The 20,169-nt window shown below is 42.6% G+C and carries 23 protein-coding genes; all 23 read left to right on the top strand.

Annotated features, from left to right (window positions below; genetic code table 11):
• Positions 1-4: 4 nt before the first annotated feature.
• Positions 5-316, top strand: a complete 312-nt coding sequence (locus VIG27_RS13990) for a flagellar hook-basal body complex protein FliE (RefSeq protein ID WP_394523141.1) — start codon at positions 5-7, stop codon at positions 314-316.
• A gap of 26 nt (positions 317-342) precedes the next feature.
• On the top strand, positions 343-1,989 hold the full coding sequence (fliF, locus tag VIG27_RS13985) for a flagellar basal-body MS-ring/collar protein FliF (protein ID WP_394523140.1): 1,647 nt from the start codon (positions 343-345) through the stop codon (positions 1,987-1,989).
• Positions 1,979-2,995, top strand: a complete 1,017-nt coding sequence (gene fliG / locus VIG27_RS13980; RefSeq protein WP_394523139.1) for a flagellar motor switch protein FliG — start codon at positions 1,979-1,981, stop codon at positions 2,993-2,995. Before fliF ends, fliG begins: the two co-directional genes overlap by 11 nt.
• A complete protein-coding gene (locus VIG27_RS13975) occupies positions 2,988-3,797 on the top strand; it encodes a FliH/SctL family protein (RefSeq protein WP_394523138.1) in 810 nt (269 codons plus the stop codon). The genes fliG and VIG27_RS13975 overlap by 8 nt, the downstream gene beginning before the upstream one ends.
• Before the next feature lie 14 nt (positions 3,798-3,811).
• Positions 3,812-5,113 (top strand): flagellar protein export ATPase FliI, encoded by a 1,302-nt coding sequence (gene fliI, locus VIG27_RS13970; protein ID WP_394523137.1) that lies wholly within the window; start codon positions 3,812-3,814, stop codon positions 5,111-5,113.
• Between the two features lie 21 nt (positions 5,114-5,134).
• Entirely contained in the window at positions 5,135-5,584 is a 450-nt protein-coding gene (gene fliJ / locus VIG27_RS13965; RefSeq protein ID WP_394523136.1) for a flagellar export protein FliJ, read from the top strand.
• A 72-nt stretch (positions 5,585-5,656) separates the two neighbouring features.
• Positions 5,657-6,889 (top strand): flagellar hook-length control protein FliK, encoded by a 1,233-nt coding sequence (locus tag VIG27_RS13960; protein WP_394523135.1) that lies wholly within the window; start codon positions 5,657-5,659, stop codon positions 6,887-6,889.
• A gap of 14 nt (positions 6,890-6,903) precedes the next feature.
• A complete protein-coding gene (locus VIG27_RS13955; protein WP_394523134.1) occupies positions 6,904-7,485 on the top strand; it encodes a flagellar hook capping FlgD N-terminal domain-containing protein in 582 nt (193 codons plus the stop codon).
• Between the two features lie 60 nt (positions 7,486-7,545).
• Positions 7,546-7,920: a TIGR02530 family flagellar biosynthesis protein gene (locus VIG27_RS13950; RefSeq protein WP_394523133.1), complete on the top strand. Its 375-nt coding sequence runs from the start codon at positions 7,546-7,548 to the stop codon at positions 7,918-7,920.
• A gap of 81 nt (positions 7,921-8,001) precedes the next feature.
• Positions 8,002-9,606 carry a flagellar hook-basal body complex protein gene (locus tag VIG27_RS13945; RefSeq protein ID WP_394523132.1) on the top strand — a complete coding sequence of 535 codons (1,605 nt, stop codon included), beginning with the start codon at positions 8,002-8,004 and terminating at the stop codon, positions 9,604-9,606.
• A 58-nt stretch (positions 9,607-9,664) separates the two neighbouring features.
• Positions 9,665-9,868, top strand: coding sequence for a flagellar FlbD family protein (locus tag VIG27_RS13940; protein ID WP_394523131.1), 204 nt, complete (start codon positions 9,665-9,667; stop codon positions 9,866-9,868).
• Positions 9,869-9,899: 31 nt separating this feature from the next.
• A complete protein-coding gene (locus VIG27_RS13935) occupies positions 9,900-10,709 on the top strand; it encodes a motility protein A (RefSeq protein WP_394523130.1) in 810 nt (269 codons plus the stop codon).
• 39 nt (positions 10,710-10,748) lie between these two features.
• Positions 10,749-11,561 (top strand): OmpA/MotB family protein, encoded by an 813-nt coding sequence (locus VIG27_RS13930; RefSeq protein WP_394523129.1) that lies wholly within the window; start codon positions 10,749-10,751, stop codon positions 11,559-11,561.
• A complete protein-coding gene (locus tag VIG27_RS13925) occupies positions 11,554-12,573 on the top strand; it encodes a flagellar motor switch protein FliM (protein WP_394523128.1) in 1,020 nt (339 codons plus the stop codon). The genes VIG27_RS13930 and VIG27_RS13925 overlap by 8 nt, the downstream gene beginning before the upstream one ends.
• A 50-nt stretch (positions 12,574-12,623) precedes the next feature.
• The gene (locus VIG27_RS13920) at positions 12,624-12,983 is read left to right on the top strand and encodes a response regulator (protein WP_394523127.1); all 360 of its coding nucleotides are present in this window, start codon (positions 12,624-12,626) and stop codon (positions 12,981-12,983) included.
• Between the two features lie 24 nt (positions 12,984-13,007).
• The gene (gene flgC / locus VIG27_RS13915) at positions 13,008-13,454 is read left to right on the top strand and encodes a flagellar basal body rod protein FlgC (RefSeq protein ID WP_394523126.1); all 447 of its coding nucleotides are present in this window, start codon (positions 13,008-13,010) and stop codon (positions 13,452-13,454) included.
• 50 nt (positions 13,455-13,504) lie between these two features.
• Complete coding sequence (gene fliN / locus VIG27_RS13910; RefSeq protein WP_394523125.1) at positions 13,505-14,851, top strand: flagellar motor switch protein FliN; 1,347 nt, start codon at positions 13,505-13,507, stop codon at positions 14,849-14,851.
• 26 nt (positions 14,852-14,877) lie between these two features.
• The gene (locus VIG27_RS13905; RefSeq protein ID WP_394527594.1) at positions 14,878-15,228 is read left to right on the top strand and encodes a flagellar biosynthetic protein FliO; all 351 of its coding nucleotides are present in this window, start codon (positions 14,878-14,880) and stop codon (positions 15,226-15,228) included.
• Positions 15,229-15,239: 11 nt separating this feature from the next.
• Positions 15,240-15,902 carry a flagellar type III secretion system pore protein FliP gene (gene fliP, locus VIG27_RS13900; RefSeq protein WP_394523124.1) on the top strand — a complete coding sequence of 221 codons (663 nt, stop codon included), beginning with the start codon at positions 15,240-15,242 and terminating at the stop codon, positions 15,900-15,902.
• 14 nt (positions 15,903-15,916) lie between these two features.
• A complete protein-coding gene (locus VIG27_RS13895) occupies positions 15,917-16,177 on the top strand; it encodes a flagellar biosynthetic protein FliQ (RefSeq protein WP_394523123.1) in 261 nt (86 codons plus the stop codon).
• Positions 16,178-16,202: 25 nt separating this feature from the next.
• Positions 16,203-16,964: a flagellar biosynthetic protein FliR gene (gene fliR / locus VIG27_RS13890; RefSeq protein WP_394523122.1), complete on the top strand. Its 762-nt coding sequence runs from the start codon at positions 16,203-16,205 to the stop codon at positions 16,962-16,964.
• A 24-nt stretch (positions 16,965-16,988) separates the two neighbouring features.
• Positions 16,989-18,050 (top strand): flagellar biosynthesis protein FlhB, encoded by a 1,062-nt coding sequence (gene flhB / locus VIG27_RS13885; protein ID WP_394523121.1) that lies wholly within the window; start codon positions 16,989-16,991, stop codon positions 18,048-18,050.
• A 41-nt stretch (positions 18,051-18,091) separates the two neighbouring features.
• The gene (gene flhA, locus VIG27_RS13880; RefSeq protein ID WP_394523120.1) at positions 18,092-20,161 is read left to right on the top strand and encodes a flagellar biosynthesis protein FlhA; all 2,070 of its coding nucleotides are present in this window, start codon (positions 18,092-18,094) and stop codon (positions 20,159-20,161) included.
• The last annotated feature ends 8 nt before the right edge of the window (positions 20,162-20,169 follow it).

Here is a 20,169-nt window from a genome sequence, read left to right as displayed (position 1 = left end):
TAATATGGAACAGATGTTCATTACACCCATCAAGCCGCTCAATTCGATAGGAAATGTAGGGAATGACAAAAAGGTAACATCCGGACAGACCGGAAGCACCATGTTTCAGGATATTTTTAAAGAGGCAATTCAGAATGTAAAAGATACAGATAAAGATTTGGCAACTCAGGAATATTTATTGTCTACTGGACAGATTGATGATGCACATACGGTGCCTGCAGCGGCAGCAAAAGCCCAGTTATCGGTAGATCTTTTGACAGTGCTTAGGAATAAAGCATTGGAGTCTTATAATGAGATCATTAGAATTAATATTTAAGATGGATAACGGGGCGGACTAATGCGATGGAAAAAATCAAGGAATTATTAGGCAATCTTAACAGCAGAACAAAGAAGATCGTTTTAGCTGGTGTTGTAGGTGTTTTAGTTGTAGCCGGAGCGGTAATCATAGCATTGTCAATGAGGCAGAAGCCTTATGAAGTAATGTTTACGAGTGTAGGCAGCGAGGAAGCAAAGCAGATCATAGGAAAACTTCAGGAAGACGGAGTCTCCTATCAATATGAGGGTGGAGACATTCTGGTTCCCGCAGAACAAATGGATATCACCAGAGCAAAACTTGTCTCAGAAGGATATCCAAAAAGCGGTTTTACATACGATGTATTTAAAAACAATGTTAATTTAATGACCACAGATTCTGACCGCCAGACCTTCAAACTTTACGATCTGGAGACAAGAATTGGATCAACGATTCAACTTTTTGATGGAGTAAAAGAAGCATATGTTACGATAGCCCTGGGAGAATCTTCTAAGTATGCGCTGTCTGAGGACAGTGCAAAGGAAGCGAGTGCCCAGGCTGTTGTAGTTATGAAGGATGGGGGCTCTCCCACGGAGGAACAGGCCAAGTCCATTCAGCTTTTGATTTCCCGAAGCATTCCGGGAATGGTAATTGATAATGTTTCTGTATTTGACGGAAATGGCCGTGAGGTTTCTGTTGATTCAGAGGATGAAGGTATTGATAATGGGAAAGCCAGTGAAGAGATCGCCAAGGTAATTGAGGACCAGATTGCTGCAAAGGTCATGAATGTTTTAGGGCCTGTATATGGAAACGGAAATGTAAAGGTTTCTGCCAAGTGTACGGTCAATATGGATAAACTGATCCGTGAAAGTATTACTTACAACACTCCGGATAAGATTGACCAAAACGATAAAACAGGCATAATCTCAGAAGAATCCATTGGCAGAGAGTTTTCCGGTGATAAACAGACTGCGTCCGGCGTAGCAGGGTCAGAGGCAAATGCCGACATTCCCGAATATAATGCAGCAGGGACCGGTACAGGTGCGGATAATTCCTATGGGTCCAGCACTCTGGACAGAAAGTTCCTTGTGAATCAGATTAAAGAACAGGGACAGGTGAATCCAGGCAGTCTTGAGAATCTCACGGTCTCTGTTGTGGTGAATGGAGCTGATTTTGGCACGTTGACAGTGGATGATATTCGTAATTTGGCGGGGAATGCCGCTGGTATTGCGCAGGCGGACAGAGCGGAAAAGATTACAGCAGTAGCGGCTCCGTTCTATACCGTAGAAGTACCGAAAAAACCGGATACGCCGGTTGAGACAGGAGTAAACGGCCTTCTTATTAATCAGTGGATTCTTATTGCGGCGGCAGCCGGCCTGTTATTGCTTGTATTGATCATTGTTCTGGCAATAAGACACAGGAATAAGAAGAAAGCGATGGCTGCTGATGCTGAAGACAGCCAGGAGGATGTTCCTGTTCTGCCTGAAATTACGGAAGAAGAGGATGAGGATGAAATAAAGGAAGAGGAAGAGATGGCAGAGGAGGTAAAGGAAGAAGAACCCGAGATTGTGGTTCCGGAAGTGGACCGGGGTGCAGAGCTGCGTGAAAGCATCCGCGACTTTGCGGAACAGAATCCGGAGATATCAGCCCAACTGCTGAAAACATGGTTGAACGGAGGGGACAATAATGGCAACTAGTATGACAGCTGGCCTTAGACCAGAACAAAAAGCCGCAACTGTCATTGTTTCGCTCGGAGTAGAGAAAGCGTCCAAGATTTACAAGTATCTGTCTGAAGAAGAGATTGAAAAGTTGACCGTTGAAGTGGCGAAGCTTGGTCATGTAGAGGCAAAAGCCACAGAAGAAATACTCGATGAATTTTATAAAACCTGTTTGACTCAGAAGGTTGTTACAGACGGTGGTCTGGAGTATGCAAGAACAGTGCTGGAGAAGGCATTTGGGGAAAGTACGGCCAGCAATCTCCTTCAGAAAGTGACGCAATCCTTAAAATCCAGATCGTTTGGATTTATCCGAAAAAGCGATTCAAAGAACTTGTTATCGATTCTGCAGCATGAAAGAGCCCAGACCATTGCACTGGTTCTTTCTTACACAACAGAAGATATGACGGCAGAATTGATTTCAGAGCTTCCTCCCGACAAGCGCTTTAAAGTGGTGGAAGCCATCGCAAGAATGGAGAGCGCGTCTCCGGAGGGTATTAAGATTGTAGAAGATGAAATTAAGAGAAAATTCTCCGGAATCATTACAACGGATTACACAACCATTGGCGGCATCGATTACATTGCAAACGTTATGAACCGTATGGACCGTGGAAACGAAAAGCTCATCTTCGAGGAACTGGGGAAAAAGGACGCAAGTCTTGCAGATACCATCCGAAAGAAGATGTTTGTATTCGAAGATATTGTTACCATGGACAATCGCTCGATCCAGCGTTTTATCCGCGAATGCGATATGAAGGATATGGTTTATGCGCTTAAAGGAACAACAGAGCAGATTGCTGAAGTTATTTTCGCCAACATGTCAAGCCGTATGAAAGAAAGCATCAAATCTGATATGGAAGTAACGGTCAATGTTCGTGTGAAGGATGTTCAGGAAGCTCAGCAGAGAATTGTTGCTACGATCAGACGTTTGGAAGAAGAAGGCGAGCTGATTATCAGCAAGGGCGGAAAGGATGATATCATTGCCTAATATTATTAAGGGGATGGAAAGCGCAGATCGTGTTTTGGACTATGGCTTTAACAAAACATTTGATGATATTATTATGATTCCGAAAAAACAGCAGCCGGTAGAAGGTTCCTTGGAAGAACCGGTCATGGAGCCGGAAATTGACCATAAAGCGGAACAGCTGAGAGAAGAAGCAAAGAACCTCCATAAACAGGCTTCGGAAATATATGAGGAAGCGTCAAAAAGGGCAGAGGAGATTCTTTCAAAGGCCAGAGAAGAAGCAGATAAAATCTGTGTAGAGGCCAGGGAAAAAGGATATCAGGAAGGGTATGAGGAAGGGCTCCTGGAAGGAAGCGCCAAGGCATACCATGATCATAAGTCAGAGTATGATTTACAGCTGGAAGAATTCCGTTCTGCGATGAAGACTTCGATTGAAAGTGTGACACAGGAAAAAGAAAGGCTTCTGGAAAAATATATTGATGATTTAAAGAAGATCACCCTGACCATTGCTGAAAAGGTGATTCAGACCAGCTTGAAATCAAGCGGTGAGATCGTAAAGCGAATGATTGTCGGGGCAGCTGGGAAGCTGAAAAAGACCCAATGGGTAAAAATCTATGTGTCCCAAAAGGATGCTGGAATGATGATACAGGGAGATGTGGGATTGTTGAATGAATTGTCCCACATCTCAGGAAATATTAAAATTATTTCCATGGATCATGCGGAAGACGGTACCTGTATCATAGAGCTTCCGGAAGAGATTATTGATGTCAGTGTAAACACCCAGATCGAGAATATTAAGGGAATACTGAACAACGCCAGACTGTAGCAGGAGGAGTCCGTATGTTTAAGGAGCTTTCCGATCTTATTATGAAGACAGAGACCATTGACCATATTGGTAAGATTGAAAATATTGTAGGGATGTCCATGGAGGCATCTGGCGGCAAAGCCAGCATCGGTGACATCGCTTATATCTATAGTGAGGATAAGCAGGAACAGATCCCTGTGGAAGTGGTCGGATTTAAAGATGATAAAATACAGCTGATGGCATATGAAAATATGAGCGGTATTGCAGCCGGCAGTTTTGTAAGAAATACCAAGCGCCGTTTAAAGATACCGGTAGGTGAGTTTTTAAGAGGACGGATCATTGATGCAAAAGGGGAACCCATGGATGGAAAAGGCCCCTTTGAATCACCCCGTTTTTATTATGTCGAAAATCCGTACATAAATCCTATGACCAGACCTCCGATTACAGAAAAACTGGAATTTGGAGTTAAGGCGATTGATGGTATGAATACCATAGGAAAAGGACAGCGTATCGGGATCTTTGCAGGCAGCGGTGTGGGAAAAAGTACGCTGCTTGGTATGATTGCAAGGAATGTAAAAGCGGATATCAATGTAGTGGCTCTGGTTGGAGAGCGTGGCCGCGAGGTCCGGGAATTCATTGAGAAGGATCTTGGGCCGGAGGGAATGAAACGCTCTGTTTTGGTGGTCGCCACCTCAGACCAGCCGGCGATGCTTCGGATGAAGTGCCCGCTGGTTGCAACCACGATAGCCGAGTATTTTAAAAACCAGGGAAAAGATGTTTTGCTGATGATGGATTCTCTTACCAGGTTTGCCATGGCCCAGAGGGAGATTGGACTTGCCATTGGAGAGCCGCCGGTAGCGCGTGGGTACACGCCTTCCATTTATGCGGAATTCCCTAAATTATTGGAGCGAAGCGGTAATTTTGAGCAAGGCTCCATCACAGGAATCTATACGGTTCTGGTGGAGGGAGATGATACCAATGAACCCATTGCGGATACGGTACGAGGGATCGTGGATGGCCATGTGGTTCTCAGCAGAAAGCTGGCCAACGCAAACCATTTCCCGGCCATAGATGTAAGTGCCAGTATCTCTCGTCTGATGAACAATATCGTATCAGAAGAACACCGGAAGATGGCATCCCAGATTCGTGATATTTTAAGCATTTATGAAAAGAATGAAGATCTGATCTCCATCGGTGCCTATAAAAGCGGAACCAATCCTAAGCTGGATATAGCAATTGCAAAGATTGATAAGATCAATGAATTTCTTTGTCAGGGCATACAGGAGAATAACAGCTATGAAGAAATACTTGACAAAATGAAAGAAATTTTAAGATAAAGTTGAGAAAGCAGGCTGCAAATGAAGAAATTTAGTTTCCCACTGGATACTGTTTTGAATTATAAGGACCAGGCATTGGATAATTTGAAAAGTGAACATGCTCAGATCATTGCTCTGGTGGAGCAGCAGGAACAAAAGATCAGGAGTTTGACGGAACAGAGAAAAGCTGCCTGTGTGCGGTTTCAGGAGGAGACCCATTGCGGCATGACGGTCAATGTTATGCGTGAGTATGAGTGCTACATCACTTATATGCAGCAAAAGATCCTTTTAGAGGAAGCAACGCTGAAAAAACTCAGAAAGAAAGAAGAACTGAAACGCAATGAGGTGGTGGAAGCCAGAAAAGAGAAGGCTTCTATTGAAAAGCTGAAAGAAAAGAAGCTTGTGCAGTATAACAAACAGGTACTGCGCAGCGAAGAACTGTTCATTGAGGAATTTGTCTCCAACAAAATGTCGGTTCAGGCAAGCAGGTAATCTGTCTGGGAAATCCAGACAGTTGCCATAGATAAAAATGCTTAACGGCAGAAAAGAAAGGAGGGAAATGAGATGGAAATAAAGAACAGTTATGTGGACCTTGTTGACAGACAGATGTCAGGAACTCAGAAAAAAGAGGGAAAGACGGAGGATGGTATTTCCGGTTTTAAGAACTTGTTAAAGGAGAAACACCAGAAAAAGAACATGGAATCCGAAAATCATGGATCAGATGCTCAAACGCCTGGCGCAGAGGCCATAATACCGCATTTGAATGGCAAGGTGGATGAATTACAACGTGAGGAGGCGGCACTTTTCATTCCGGCACAGAAATTGCTTGAGACTCAGACAGGAATGGAAGCCTCTGCCGGGGCAGTACCGGTCAATCATGAAACGGCAAACCGCTCAGGTACAATCAGCCAGATTCAGATGTTAAATCCATTCAATATGAAAAATCAGCCAGTCGGAGAGAAGCAAATAATATCTAACGACGGCATTTTTTCGGAGGTTCTCACAGGAAAGTCAAAAAAAGATTCGGGTGTATTTCTTCTCCATGGTCTTAACTCACAGCAGACAGGAGATCAGACAGATGGGGCAGATGCATTGAAGCTGCTAAAAGACGCAGATCAAGCCATGAAACTGACTGCTTTATCGAATGATGCATTGACAGACACAGCTTTGACGGAAGACGGTACAAATGCAGAAGTGCTGGCAGCGGCAAAGAATGGCAGGCTTTTTGAAAAAAAAGGAACCGTTAAAGAAGAAAAAGTATCTGAAAACGTTTTGGGCAATGTCCAGGAAAAACGCTTTGAACCGGCTCACGTGATTCGGATGGAAGACAAAGCTGTCGCGGTAACTGTAAATGAAAACAATCCGGAAGAGCTGGAGGCTAAGCTGTCTGAACAGATCTTAAGCCAGATCAGAACTGGAAAGAATAATCTGGAACTTCAGCTGGAACCGCACAATTTAGGAAAGATTCTTCTGAAGATTTCCTATGAAGAAAATCAGGTTAATGTTTCAATTGTTTGTTCCGAGAGCAAGACTTTAAAACTTCTCTCCCATTCAGCAAATGAAATTGGTTCCATATTGGAAGCAAATGTGGAACGTCCGTTCCAGGTCATGGTTGATAAACAGGAAGCTGATTATCTGCAGAACCAGCAGCAAAACCAACAGGATGGAAGACAGGAACAGCAGCAGCATCACCAGCAGCAGAACCACACAGATGACAATGCTGAGGATTTCATTCAAAAGCTGAGGCTTGGATTTTTTGGAGAAGACAGCGGTATATACAGCCAAGTAAGTGATTGATAAGGAGATAAAGTATGGTGAATGAGGTAAATGGTTTAACAACGAATGCGCTGACCGGAGCAACCACAGCCAAAAAGAATAGTGAACTGAGTACGGAGAGCTTTTTTAAACTTTTGGCAGCCCAGCTGCAGAATCAGGATATGTCAAGTCCGATGAACAACTCAGAGATGATGACTCAGATGACTCAGATTGCCATGATGCAGGCGATGGATAATTTCTCCACAGCGATGGACGATTTTGCTAAAGTCAATACCATTAACTATGGCACCTCTATGATCGGCAAAAAGGTTTTAATCGCCACTACCGACAAGGCTGGGAATATGGTTAATAAAGAAGGTGTCGTATCCAGAGTGGATATTTATAATGGAAGTCCTACTATTTTTCTTGAAGGTAATTCAAAGGATGGTTATCCTGTTTCCGGTATCATGAGCGTATACGATAAGACTGCTGCTAATACAGATACAGGAAACAATACCAATACAGACACCAATGCTAATACAGACACCAATACAGATACAGATACCAATACAAACACAGATACCAATACAAACACCGGTACAGATGGTTCTGACAAAAAGACTGGTGAGGGCGAATAAAGCATAAAAGATAGTGACATAGCAGATGCCAACAACAATAATTAAGACAGGTGATGCTACATGATTGAAAAGTTAAATCAATATGAAGACGTCCGGCAGTTGAAACTGCGGAGCTCTGCAGCGATTACAGAATGTGGCAGCAGCTTTAGTGATTTGCTTCATAGCCGCATAAACAGTAATGGAAATCTTCAATTTTCCCGTCATGCGGCAGAGCGGGTGAGTGAAAGAGGGATTGAGATGTCCGATTCATTTTTGAATGACTTACAGTCTGCTGTTGAAAAAGCCCGTTCAAAAGGTGCAAAAGATGTGGTGATAATAAGTGAAAGAGGTGCATTTATTGTAAATGTCCCCAACAATACGGTTGTTACTACCATGTCGGGAAATGAAATGAAAGATAATATTTTTACTAAAATTGACAGTGCCGTTTTATTATAGCCGGACCATTAAGGGGGCTTATCCTGTGGGTCCGATTGATCCCAGGAGAACGGCCAATCAAGTACAGAGAGGAAAAAGCGTATGGTCAAATCAATGTTTGCTGGTGTAGCAGGACTTAGAGCACATCAGTCGAAAATGGATGTTATCGGTAACAATATAGCTAATGTGAATACATGGGGGTTTAAAGCTGCAAATATGTCCTTTAAGGACGCCATGTATCAGACTACTTCCGCAGGATCTGGTGGCAGCACGGAAGATGGAGGATATGGTGCGGTAAATGGTAATCAGGTTGGATATGGCGTTACGACTGGTTCTATTTCATATGATTTTAGTACAGGAGGAGTATCTCCGTCTAACAGCGGTCTGGATTGTATGATAGAAGGAACCGGATTTTTTCTTGTAGGGCCAATGATCAATGGAGGAACCATTTCCCTGGACTCAGAGGAAGCTGTAAAATCCAGCGGTTTATACCTGTCCAGAGTCGGCAAATTTAAGGTAGACCCTAACGGATATCTGGTCGATGACAGTGGTAACTATGTATATGGTTTTAAAAACAGTGATTTAAGCGGGAATAAAAGTTTTGATACCAGTGCATTGAGTCCTTTAAAGATTCCTACCAATGGAGATATGGCAAATGTGTCTGGAAAAACATCAAACAATGCGTTAGAGGCAGCTAGAAAGGCATTAGAGGATGCGAGAGTGGCTTATCAAAACGCTTCTTTAGGGTTGGCAGATGCCAGAAAGATAAGCATTGCTGCTAAAGATAAATATCAGTTAGAATATGATAATAATAAAATTGCAGATAAATTAAAAATCCGCAATGATGCAAAAGAAGCATCAGAAAAAGCTTATGCCGCATGGAACAGTGAAACAGATCCGGTGAAGGCAAAAACATTAAAAGAGGAATATGAAACCGCTTTAAAAGCCTATGAGGATGCAGATGCAGATCTCCTGGTTGCTCAGTCCGCGCTTCGGAAATCACCTACAGGTACGGGGTATACGGCTGAACAATTAAAAACTGCAATTAAAGCTTATCGGGATGCGAATGATGCCATTCAGGGAATTCCGGAAACAGACGCCAATTATGAAAATTTGAAAAAAACTCTGGATGATGCAAAGGATAATTTAAAGGAAATACAGACAGCGCTTGCAAAAGTTGATCCTGATTCAATTGAAGGAAAACGTGATGCAGCTGTATTAGCAGAAAATGCGGCTGTAGCAAAAGAAAAATCCGCCAAAAAGGATCAAATTGATGCAGAAGCTAGTTATGCCAATGCTCAAAAATCCAACTCGAAAACACAGGAAAAAGGAGCGGTAGATCCAGATAGCCTGGCCAAGTTTGACAGCTATAAGATTCTGGAAGATGGTTCCGTCCAGGGAACTACATTGGATAGTGTAAGTGTGATCATTGGTAAGATTGCATTAGGCGGCGTAACGAATACCGGAGGTCTTGAAAAGGACAGCGGGTATTATTATACAGTTGGAGCCAGTGCAGGAAATGTCAGTGTGTACGAGGGCGGCGGTACACAGGGAAGAATCCGTGGTAACGCTCTTGAGATGGCAAAGGTAGACCTTGCCACCGAGATGACAGATATGATCACCACCCAGAGAGGATTCCAGGCCAATTCAAAGATCATCACTGTAACCGATCAGATGTTAGAAGAATTAGTTAATATGAAGCGGTAGTCATTATAATGATTTGGAGAGGCAGGTATTGCCTCTCCAGATTTAGGGGGATCATGCAATGATACATTTGACAAGGTTAAATGACGAGGAATTTGTGATCAACTGTGCACAAATTGAACGTATTGAATCCATTCCGGAATCCAATGTCATATTGATGAATGGCAAGCACTATGTGGTGCAGGAAAGTGTCGATGAGATCATTGACCGGGTAGTGGAATACAATGCACGGATTTTAAAAGAGGTTCAGAGAGTGAAGCTATGATCCGTGTTTGAAGGAAAACGGGAGGTTATTCATGGATGTATCTTTGATAGTGGGGTGGATACTGGGGATTATTCTGATCGTTGTTGGGATCGGGGTGGAAAAGGTTGTTAATTTTATTGACGTACCCAGTGTTATCATCGTTATCGGAGGAATGGCAGCAGCGCTTATTGCCAGTTATCCATTTAGAATGCTGGTCCAGATCCCCAAACATGTGGCAATCATGCTGGGAACTCAGAAATACAATGCAGGTGAGGTCATTTATAAGTTTGCTGATATGGCACAGACAGCCAGAAAAAGGGGGCTACTGGTGCTGGAAGAAGAAGCCGCTATGATACAGGATCCTTTTTTGAAACAGAGTGTGATGCTGATTGTTGATGCGGTCGACGCGGAACGGATCCGTGAGATTCTGGAGGGAGAAGTCAATGCGTTGATTGACCGGCACGAACAGCAGATCAGTATTTATGAAAAATGTACTTCACTGGCACCTGCCTTTGGTCTTGTAGGAACTCTTGTGGGATTAATCAATATGCTGAAGGGAGTGAATATGGACCAAGGTGCAGGCAGCATTGGTGCAGACATGTCACTGGCACTGATCGCAACCTTTTATGGCTGTATACTGGCCCATCTGGTCTTTGCGCCGATGGCAAAAAAACTTCGGATCCGCAATGAAGAAGAAGTAATATATAAGCAGATCATTATAGAAGGTGTGCTGTCGATTCAGGCTGGGGATAATCCCAAATTTCTGGTGGAAAAGCTTTTCTCTTATTTATCTCAAAGCCAGCAGAAAAAATTTATGAGAGATGAAAGTACCGGGGGATACGGCGGGGATGCTGCATCGTAAAATGATTTCCGACTAAGAGAACTTAAAACAGGTGGTTATATGATTAAGAAGTATAAGAAACAGGAAGAATCCGGAGGCTGGCTGGATACATATGGTGGAATCGTTACGCTTCTTTTGTGCTTTTTTATCCTTTTGTATTCCGTTTCTTATGTTGACCAGAACAAATGGAAGATGTTAGTTGGAAGTTTTAAACCCATTTCGTCGGAAGGGAGCGGTAACGATGTACCGCCGGTAAGTGGTAATGAGAGAGAGTCCGTCCAAAATGTTCCTTCTGAGAATGATGATATTACAGAGTTTGATCAACTTTACCAGGTTTTAAAGCAGGTAATTGAATCGCGGAATTTACAGGATTCTGTCGAGATAACTCCTGGAGATGACTTCACATTTATAACATTTCGTGATAAAGTATTTTTTGATGGAGACAGCTCTGTACTCCGGCAGGAAGGCAAAGAAGTACTGGACCAATTTGCGGCTGCTTTTTTGCGGGCAAACGGCATGATAAAAGATGTGCAGGTTTTGGCACACACGTCTCAGGAGAATCCGGAAAGACCGAACAATATCCGCAATGACCGGATGCTGTCAGCACAGCGTTCTGCAGAAGTTATCATATATCTTCAAAGTAAAAATGCGATTTCTCCGGAAAAGCTGGTGAGTATGAGTTTTGGCCAGTATCGCCCGATTGCACCACTTGATACCGAAGATGGGAGGGCACGAAACCGGCGTGTGGAGATTTTGATCACCAAAAGCAACACGGTGGAAAAATCCTTAGAAGAGTACTACAACCAGGTATACCATCAGGATCAGTTAGAAACGGACAATCAAATAAAAAGCGGGAGTGAAACAGATGGCTGAAGTATTATCCCAAAGTCAAATTGATGCACTGCTCAATTCCCTTGCGGGAACGGATGAGCCGATCGATGAGATTGAAAAAAAAGGAAACGAAACGAAATACAGAAAATATGATTTTTATAGTCCTAAGAAATTTACAAAAGATAAACTAAAAATATTAAAGAGCATATTTGATAATTATTCCAGGATTGCTGGTTCCCAGATTAACGGCCTATACCGGACCTCCAGTGAATTATCGGTTATTACGGTAGAGGAACAGCGTTATTATGAGTTTGGAAATGCACTGAATGATAATGATGTGCTGACCATTGTTAATGTAACAGTCCCGAATGCTCCTCAGAGCCCTCCTCTTTTAATAAATGCCAGTATGAGTCTGATGTTAAGCCTCATCGACCGTATGCTTGGAGGGGTAGGGGAAGAAGCAGACGTTGATGAATATTATACCTATACAGAGATCGAGATGGCTCTGTACAAAAAAGTAGTTCAGTACTTAATCGGGGCGCTGAAAGATTCATGGTCCAGTTATGTTGATTTAAACTTTGAATTAGACAGGCTGGAAGAAAACCCGGGAATGTTTCAGGAAATTGGTGTCGATGAAACCATTGTGATTGTTGTAATAGATGTGGAATTAAAGGAATGTACCGGCAGGCTGAATGTATGTATACCGGGATCATTGCTTATGAACATATTTGCCATCATGGATAAGAAGAAACACAGTGCGATGGGCGATGAGCTCAAGAGCCAGGACAACAGGCAGGAAATCTTTAACAGTATTAAAGGTTCTGATTTACTGGTTCGTGCAAAAGTCGGCGATGCTGTGATTACTCTTGATGATATCTATAACCTTCATGTGGGGGATGTTGTCAATCTGAATACTCCAAAGGATTCAGACGTAGAGCTGTATGTAGAGGAACAGCCGTGGTTTAAAGGCCAGCTGGGTGTTCACAAGAGGAATGTTGCAGTACAGATTGATGATTTAGTTGATAAGGGAAATTACCAGACCAGTGAAAACTGAGTCAGGGATTAAATAAAGTAATTTAGGATAATAAAAGGAGATGTAAAGAAATGGCAAAAATATTATTAGTAGATGATGCAGCATTTATGAGAATGATGATTAAGGACACGTTATCTAAAAATGGTTATACGGATTTGTACGAAGCTTCTGATGGTGCACAGGCAGTGCAGATGTTCTCTGAAATTAATCCGGATCTGGTTATTATGGATATCACCATGCCGAACATGGACGGATTGGAAGCATTGAAGGCAATCAAGGCAAAGGCACCGGATGCAGCGGTTGTTATGTGTTCTGCAATGGGTCAGGAGAGCATGGTTATTGAAGCGATTAAGTCAGGGGCAAAGGATTTTATTGTAAAGCCATTTAAGCCAGACCGTATTCTTAAGACAGTCACTGGCATTATCGGCTAAAGCTGATATTTGAGGAGGGTACCTATGTCATTTTTGAGTTCTATGAACATCAGTGCGTCAGCAATGACCGCACAGCGCCTTCGTTTGGATGTCGCATCTGAGAATATTGCAAATATTGATACCACAAGGACAGAAGCCGGCGGTCCCTATCGAAGAAAAATGGTAGTACTTGAAGCCAGAAACGAGAATAGTTTTAAAAGAACACTGATGAATGCGGCAGGCAGAAGTCTGCAGCAAAGTACAGGGGGTGTCAGGGTTTCACAGATTATGGATGACACCAGTCCTTTAAAGTCTGTTTATAACCCGGAACATCCGGATGCGGATGAAGATGGCTATGTGCAGATGCCTAATGTGGATTTGATCAAAGAGACCGTAGACAGTATGTCTGCAACCAGGTCCTATGAAGCCAACATAACTGCATTTAATGCCATAAAGATGATGGCTTCCAAGGCATTGGAAATCGGGAAATAAGGCAAAGTATGGCATAGAGGGCTAAATGAGTATAAAGGGAGAAAAGTTGTATGGATTCGAAGAATTTTAGCGCATTTGAGATTGATGCCATAGGTGAAATACTGAATATAAGCCTTGGTGCCTCAGCCACTGCAGTATCTACCATGCTCAATGCCAGAGTTGATATTACTACGCCAGTGGTTAGAGTATTAACAAGGGAAGAGTTTGAAATTTCAAACCTGGAGCCGGCAGTAGGGGTGGAAATTACATATACTGCAGGATTAAGCGGAAGCAATATTATGCTTCTTAAAAAACATGATGTAAAGATAATCGTGGATATGATGATGGGGATGGAGACCCCGGAGGAAGAGTTCGAGTTAAATGAGCTTAATATCAGTGCCATCTGTGAAGTTATGAATCAGATGATGGGTGCCTCTGCAACAGCGCTTTCTGAATTTTTGACGAAGGCAGTGAATATTTCCACTCCCAGTTCTTTTGAAATTGGGGATATAGATGATTTTAAGAAAAAATATTACGACGAAAACGAAATAATGGTCGTAGTAGGATTTACATTAAAGATTGCGGACCGTTTGGAGAGTGAATTTATTAACGTAATGCCTCCGAGCCTTGCAAAAGAACTGGTTGGCGGATTCTTTACCCAGGAAACACAGGATTCAGAACCGGAACCATTGAAGGAATCTGAAAAACCGGCCCCATCTTCAGGCAGCGGCATTTTGTCTCAGGATGAGATTGAAAAGCTTTTATCCGGCGGTGCAGCCCAGGAATCAAAGCCAGAACCGGAACCACAGCCAAAAGCTGAACCACAGCCGGCTGGGGGATCGTCAGGCGGTACACTGTCTCAGGCAGAGATCGAAAGTCTTCTGGCTGGCAGCAAAATCGCAGAGGAGCCAAAACCGGTACAGCCAACAGCATCAGCTGCTGCACCTATTGCAGGAGGACAGATGCCAGGTGTAGACCAATCATCCATACAGCAGTTAATGAGCCAGATACAGATGCAGCAGCAAATGATGAACCAGATGCAGCAGATGATATTGCAGCTGCAGAATGATCAGCAGAACATAAGCAAGGAAGTAGCTGCTCCGAAAACAATCAATGTAAAACCGGTTCCTCAAAAGAATTTACAGGATAAAGCCGGTAATTATGAGGAACAGGAAGAAAACCGTGAATTGATCATGGGAGTGCCGCTGGAGGTTTCCGTAGAAATAGGAAGAACCAGAAAGCTGGTGAAAGATATCCTGGAATTTACAAAAGGATCTCTGGTTGTTCTTGATAAATTGGCAGGTGATCAGGTCGATTTATACGTAAATGGACGCTGCATCGCCAAAGGGGACGTTGTTGTTGTCGATGACAATTTTGGAATTCGGATTACGGAAATCGTAAAAGGGAATATGATGTAGAGAGGAAGTGGCAGTCGTTGAACAGTGTGATAAGTCTGGCATCGGTATTGATTCTTACCATTCTGATTCTTTACTTAAGCTATGTATTTACAAAGAGTCTGGGGAAGGGCATCGGATTAAGACGTGGGGGAACAGGTATGCAGATGCTGGACAGGCTTCCGCTGGGACAGGATAAAGCGGTTGCAGTTGTTCGGCTGGGCAGTCACTATTACCTCATTGGTATCGCATCTTCACAGATTACGCTTCTTGCGGAAGTAGCAGAAGAAGACATCAATTTGGAAACCGTTGGAGCCTCACTGCCTGAAGGCGGAGAAGGATATCCTGATTTTAAAAAATTATTAAAGAAATATACAGACAGACACAGGAAAGATGAGTAAGGAGGAACAGAATGAATACAGATGCCTTGATTAATATTAATGGCGGCCGGGTACCGACCCTCGAGCTTTTTCTCATTCTGACCATCATATCATTGATGCCTTCTATCTTAGTGATGATGACATCCTTTACGAGGATTGTCATTATCTTGTCTTTTACCAGAAATGCACTTGGAATTCAGCAAACACCTCCGAACATGGTATTGGTGGGAATCGCATTGTTCTTAACGCTGTTCATTATGGACCCTGTAATTAAAGATATCAACACCAATGCATACCAGCCCTATGTACGGGAAGAGATAAAACAGGAAGAGGCGCTGAAGCGGGCAGAGGTTCCCTTAAAAAGGTTTATGCTGAAACAGACAGAAACAGAAACCTTAAATGTTTTTGTGGATCTCTCAAAAATAGAAAAGCCTGAGAATTTGGAAGACCTTCCGATGACAGTTGTAATTCCCTCATTTATGACTTCTGAGCTGAAAAGAGCATTTACAGCAGGATTTATGATTTTTCTGCCGTTTATGCTGGTGGATATTATTGTATCCAGTACGCTGATGTCCATGGGTATGGTAATGCTTCCGCCGGCGATGATCTCCCTTCCCTTTAAGCTTCTTTTATTTGTGACGGTCAATGGCTGGGAACTGTTGTTTACAAATCTGGTTAAAAGTTTTCATTACTGACAGGAGGAATTTAAATGACAGAAGTTGCGCTTAGCAGCCTGATGTATGAGATGTTTGGGGCAGCAGTTAAACTTGCAGGTCCCATTTTGGTAGTAAGTATGGTAATTGGTATTTTGATATCAATTTTGCAGGCAGCCACACAGATTCACGAGCAGACCATCACGTTTGTACCCAAGCTGCTGGTAATCGGACTGATGCTTCTGATTATGGGAGGCAATATGATGGAAATGCTTAGTGATTATACGATACATATTTTTAACACTATGCTGGGCTAGATGAAAGCAGGAGAGGAAGATTTAAATGCCGGATATCGAACAGATGATGCTGTTTTCCCTGGTATTCATGAGGATGTCAGGATTCATCCTGCTGAATCCTATACTGGGAAGAAAAAATATTCCGCTGCAGGTGAAGGGTGGAATGGTTATTGTATTCACGCTTCTCATTTATTCCTTTTCCTCTGCTCAGGTACCGGAGCCTGTCAATTCTATAGAATATGCAGTACTGCTGATTAAAGAATTTGCCATGGGATATGTGATCGGATTTGTAATGGAACTGTTTTTTCTTATCATTACATTTGCCGGGTCTATCATTGATTTTCAGATGGGATTGTCTATGTCTACTATTTATGATCCTCAAAGCAACGCACAGATTGCGCTGAGCGGTAGTATTTATTATACCTACTTTATCCTGCTGTTCTTTGCGGTCGATGGCCATTTGGCACTTTTTAAGCTTTTGATAACATCAGCCGATATCGTGCCCTATGGACAGGTGGTATTTGGTACAAAGGTAGCATGGGCGATGTTGGAAATCTTTATACAATGTATTGTCATGGCGGTTAAGTTTGCCTTTCCAATTCTGGCGATACAATTTTTAACAGAAATAGCAGTAGGGGTACTGATGAAGATTATTCCCCAGATCAACGTATTTGTTATTAATATACAGATCAAGATCATCATTGGTTTGTTGATGCTTATTTTCTTGTTTTCCCCTATGTCTGACTATTTGGGTGATATTATAAGTCAGATGCTTTTAACAATTCAGAGTACAATTCAACTTCTATGATTGAAAAGGATGTGAAGAAGGAAAATGGCAGAGGGCTCAAAGACCGAGAAGGCCACCCCGAAAAAAAGACGGGATGAACGAAAAAAAGGGCATGTTGCAGTAAGCAAAGATGTGGTCATGATTTGTTCTCTTCTTGGAACATTTGTGATGCTGAAGATGCTGTTTCCGCTGATTTACCGTACGATGCGGGATTATATGATAAAATATTTAAGTCTGGCACCCATGACTGAGACGTTGACTGATTATACAACCAGTGCTTATACCGACACTGTAACGGCAATTATAAAAGGTGCGCTGCCCATTCTGCTGGTGTCCTTGCTGTTGGCAGTTATAGGAACAGGGCTGCAGACTAGATTTATTTTCACAAAGAAAAATCTTCTTCCTCAATTTAACAGACTGAATCCGCTGAAAGGAATCAAGAATATTATTTCTTTAAAAAGCCTGGTGGAATTGATCAAAAACATCATAAAAATCATCATATTAACCATTATCCTTTATCAAATCATCATGGGGGAATTAAAAGGCGTAGCAAGGACCATTGATATGGATTTTAAGGAATCTACAGTATTTGTTCTTAATTCCGTAATGAATATGATCTTTAAGGTGTCCATTGTATTTCTGGCGATTGCAGGGTTTGACTATTTCTATCAGTGGTGGGATTATGAGCGACAGATTAAGATGTCAAAGCAGGAGCTGAAAGAGGAATATAAGCAGACAGAAGGAAACCCTGAAATCAAGGGGCGGATTCGTAATTTACAGAGAGAAAGAGCCAAATCCCGTATGATGCAGGCGGTTCCTGCCGCAGATGTGATTATCCGTAACCCCACCCACTATGCGGTGGCCTTGCGCTATAATCTTGAGAAAGACAATGCACCGATGCTGGTAGCCAAGGGACAGGATGAGCTTGCACTCAGGATCGTCGCAGTAGGTGAGGAACATGGAGTGTACGTGCTGGAAAATAAACCCTTAGCCAGAGGGATTTATGCCAGTACTCAGGTTGGGGCGGAGATTCCTCCGGAGTATTATGGTATGGTTGCGGAGATCTTGGTTTACGTATACCGTATGAATAACAAAATCATAGAATAGAAAAAAGCAGAAGAGATACTTGAAAGAAATGGTGTAAAAGAATGAAGAATTTACTGAAAAATTCCGTTGTAATATTTGTCATTATGATTGTACTTCTGTTGATCATCCCATTGCCTCCTTTTTTCATGGACGTAATGATTATCATAAATATTGCCCTATCCATGATTATCTTACTGATAAGCATGAATATTAGAGAGCCATTGGAATTTTCCATATTTCCTTCCCTGCTCTTAATTACCACATTGTTGCGGTTGGGGTTGAACGTATCCTCCACACGTAATATTTTGTCCAAACAGGGATCTTCCGGCCAGGTAATTAAGGCATTTGGAGATTTCGTTTTACAGGGGAACATCGTTGTCGGTTTTATCGTATTTTTAATCATAGTTTTAGTAAACTTCCTTGTTATCACAAAAGGTACGGAACGTGTATCAGAAGTAGCGGCCAGATTTACGCTGGATGCCATGCCAGGTAAGCAGATGGCCATTGATGCCGATTTGAGTTCCGGTCTGATCAATGAACAGGAAGCAAAGCTAAGACGTTATAAGATTCAGAAGGAAGCCGATTTTTACGGTGCGATGGATGGTGCTACCAAGTTTGTAAAAGGTGATGCGGTCATGGCCATCGTTATTACTTTCATCAACTTTATCGGTGGTGCCGTGATCGGTATGGTACAGTCCAATCTGCCATTTTCTGAAGTGATGACTATTTACAGCATTGCTACGGTAGGTGACGGTCTGGTTTCTCAGATCCCTTCTCTTTTGGTTGCAACTGCCACTGGTATGATTGTAACCAGAGCCGTATCAGAAGGAAGTCTGAATGAAGATGTGTCCGCACAGTTTCTGGCTCAGCCCAAGGCGATCATGCTTACCGGCTTCGTCATGGTAATATTGATGTTAGTACCTGGAATGCCCAAAATACAGCTTGCATTTATGGCTGTAATTCTTGTTGCAGCTGGCTTTCAGCTAGAGCGGAAAGTGAAAGAGGCAGCTATTAAGACCCAGGTCGCTGAGGCGGCACAGGCTGCGGAAGAGCTGGCTCAGCCACCTTCTGATGAAGAATCTTATTACCGTGATGTGAATAATGTTTATACGTTGATCAATGTGGAACCCATTGAGATGGAGTTTGGATATAGCCTCATTCCTCTGATTGATGAGAGCAGCGGCGGGAAGATGATTAACCGAATCGTCATTTTCAGGAGACAGTATGCCCAGGATATGGGATTTGTGATTCCGTCTGTCAGACTCAGAGACAGTTCCAGTTTAAATACCAACCAGTATGTAATAAAAATCAGAGGCGAAGAAGTAGCCAAAGGAGAAATCCTGGTGGATTATTATCTCGCTCTTGAACCACCGGTACTTGCTGGAGAGGTAGACGGCATTGAAACGATTGAACCTGCCTATGGAATCCCCAGCAAATGGATCCGTCCTGAGAATAAAGAAATGGCAGAAATCTATGGATATACGGTAATTGACCCACTTTCCGTAATGCTTACACATCTGTCTGAAACCATTAAGCAGCATGCGTATGAGCTGTTGGGACGTCAGGAAGTAATGCAGCTGTTGGATAATGTAAAAAAACATTCCGCAGAGTTGGTGGATGAATTGTTTCCAAATCAATTTACCTATGGAAATCTTCAGAAAATTCTGATTAACCTGATAAAAGAAGGAGTTCCGATTAAGGATATGGAGACGATTCTGGAGACGATTGTAGACTCGCTCTCTACAACCAGGGATTTGGATGTCATAACTGAAAATATCAGAATTTCCTTAAAGAGAACAATTACCAGAATGTTCTGCGAAGGAGGGCAAATGAAAGTTTTGACTCTGGACGCAGAACTGGAAAAAAATATTATCAGCAGTATGGCTAAGGGAGAACAGGGCGTATATCTGGCCCTAAGCCCTGATGTAATGCAATCGGTAATCGGACAGATGGGTGAGCAGATTAAGAAATTCAGTGATCTGAATCAGAAACCGGTAGTTTTAACGAGCCAGGTTGTCAGACTGTATTTTTATCGCTTGATGGAACAGTTTTATCCTAATGTATATGTCCTTTCATTTAATGAGATTGCAAATAATATTCAGATTCAGGCAGTCGGAAATATTACCGTTTGACGGGTGTT

The sequence above is a fragment of the Lacrimispora sinapis genome (genome assembly GCF_043633585.1).
Lineage (GTDB): Bacteria > Bacillota > Clostridia > Lachnospirales > Lachnospiraceae > Lacrimispora > Lacrimispora sinapis.
Note: the sequence above shows the minus strand (reverse complement) of the source record. Positions and strands in the feature narration are given on the sequence as shown.

What these genes read in the sequence shown, in the direction of transcription:
- VIG27_RS13990 (WP_394523141.1), top strand. Translation starts at nt 5, where the DNA reads ATGGAACAGATGTTCATTACACCCATCAAGCCGCTCAATTCGATAGGA.
- fliF (WP_394523140.1), top strand. Translation starts at nt 343, where the DNA reads ATGGAAAAAATCAAGGAATTATTAGGCAATCTTAACAGCAGAACAAAG.
- fliG (WP_394523139.1), top strand. Translation starts at nt 1,979, where the DNA reads ATGGCAACTAGTATGACAGCTGGCCTTAGACCAGAACAAAAAGCCGCA.
- fliI (WP_394523137.1), top strand. Translation starts at nt 3,812, where the DNA reads ATGTTTAAGGAGCTTTCCGATCTTATTATGAAGACAGAGACCATTGAC.
- fliJ (WP_394523136.1), top strand. Translation starts at nt 5,135, where the DNA reads ATGAAGAAATTTAGTTTCCCACTGGATACTGTTTTGAATTATAAGGAC.
- VIG27_RS13960 (WP_394523135.1), top strand. Translation starts at nt 5,657, where the DNA reads ATGGAAATAAAGAACAGTTATGTGGACCTTGTTGACAGACAGATGTCA.
- VIG27_RS13955 (WP_394523134.1), top strand. Translation starts at nt 6,904, where the DNA reads ATGGTGAATGAGGTAAATGGTTTAACAACGAATGCGCTGACCGGAGCA.
- VIG27_RS13950 (WP_394523133.1), top strand. Translation starts at nt 7,546, where the DNA reads ATGATTGAAAAGTTAAATCAATATGAAGACGTCCGGCAGTTGAAACTG.
- VIG27_RS13945 (WP_394523132.1), top strand. Translation starts at nt 8,002, where the DNA reads ATGGTCAAATCAATGTTTGCTGGTGTAGCAGGACTTAGAGCACATCAG.
- VIG27_RS13940 (WP_394523131.1), top strand. Translation starts at nt 9,665, where the DNA reads ATGATACATTTGACAAGGTTAAATGACGAGGAATTTGTGATCAACTGT.
- VIG27_RS13935 (WP_394523130.1), top strand. Translation starts at nt 9,900, where the DNA reads ATGGATGTATCTTTGATAGTGGGGTGGATACTGGGGATTATTCTGATC.
- VIG27_RS13930 (WP_394523129.1), top strand. Translation starts at nt 10,749, where the DNA reads ATGATTAAGAAGTATAAGAAACAGGAAGAATCCGGAGGCTGGCTGGAT.
- VIG27_RS13925 (WP_394523128.1), top strand. Translation starts at nt 11,554, where the DNA reads ATGGCTGAAGTATTATCCCAAAGTCAAATTGATGCACTGCTCAATTCC.
- VIG27_RS13920 (WP_394523127.1), top strand. Translation starts at nt 12,624, where the DNA reads ATGGCAAAAATATTATTAGTAGATGATGCAGCATTTATGAGAATGATG.
- flgC (WP_394523126.1), top strand. Translation starts at nt 13,008, where the DNA reads ATGTCATTTTTGAGTTCTATGAACATCAGTGCGTCAGCAATGACCGCA.
- fliN (WP_394523125.1), top strand. Translation starts at nt 13,505, where the DNA reads ATGGATTCGAAGAATTTTAGCGCATTTGAGATTGATGCCATAGGTGAA.
- fliP (WP_394523124.1), top strand. Translation starts at nt 15,240, where the DNA reads ATGAATACAGATGCCTTGATTAATATTAATGGCGGCCGGGTACCGACC.
- VIG27_RS13895 (WP_394523123.1), top strand. Translation starts at nt 15,917, where the DNA reads ATGACAGAAGTTGCGCTTAGCAGCCTGATGTATGAGATGTTTGGGGCA.
- fliR (WP_394523122.1), top strand. Translation starts at nt 16,203, where the DNA reads ATGCCGGATATCGAACAGATGATGCTGTTTTCCCTGGTATTCATGAGG.
- flhB (WP_394523121.1), top strand. Translation starts at nt 16,989, where the DNA reads ATGGCAGAGGGCTCAAAGACCGAGAAGGCCACCCCGAAAAAAAGACGG.
- flhA (WP_394523120.1), top strand. Translation starts at nt 18,092, where the DNA reads ATGAAGAATTTACTGAAAAATTCCGTTGTAATATTTGTCATTATGATT.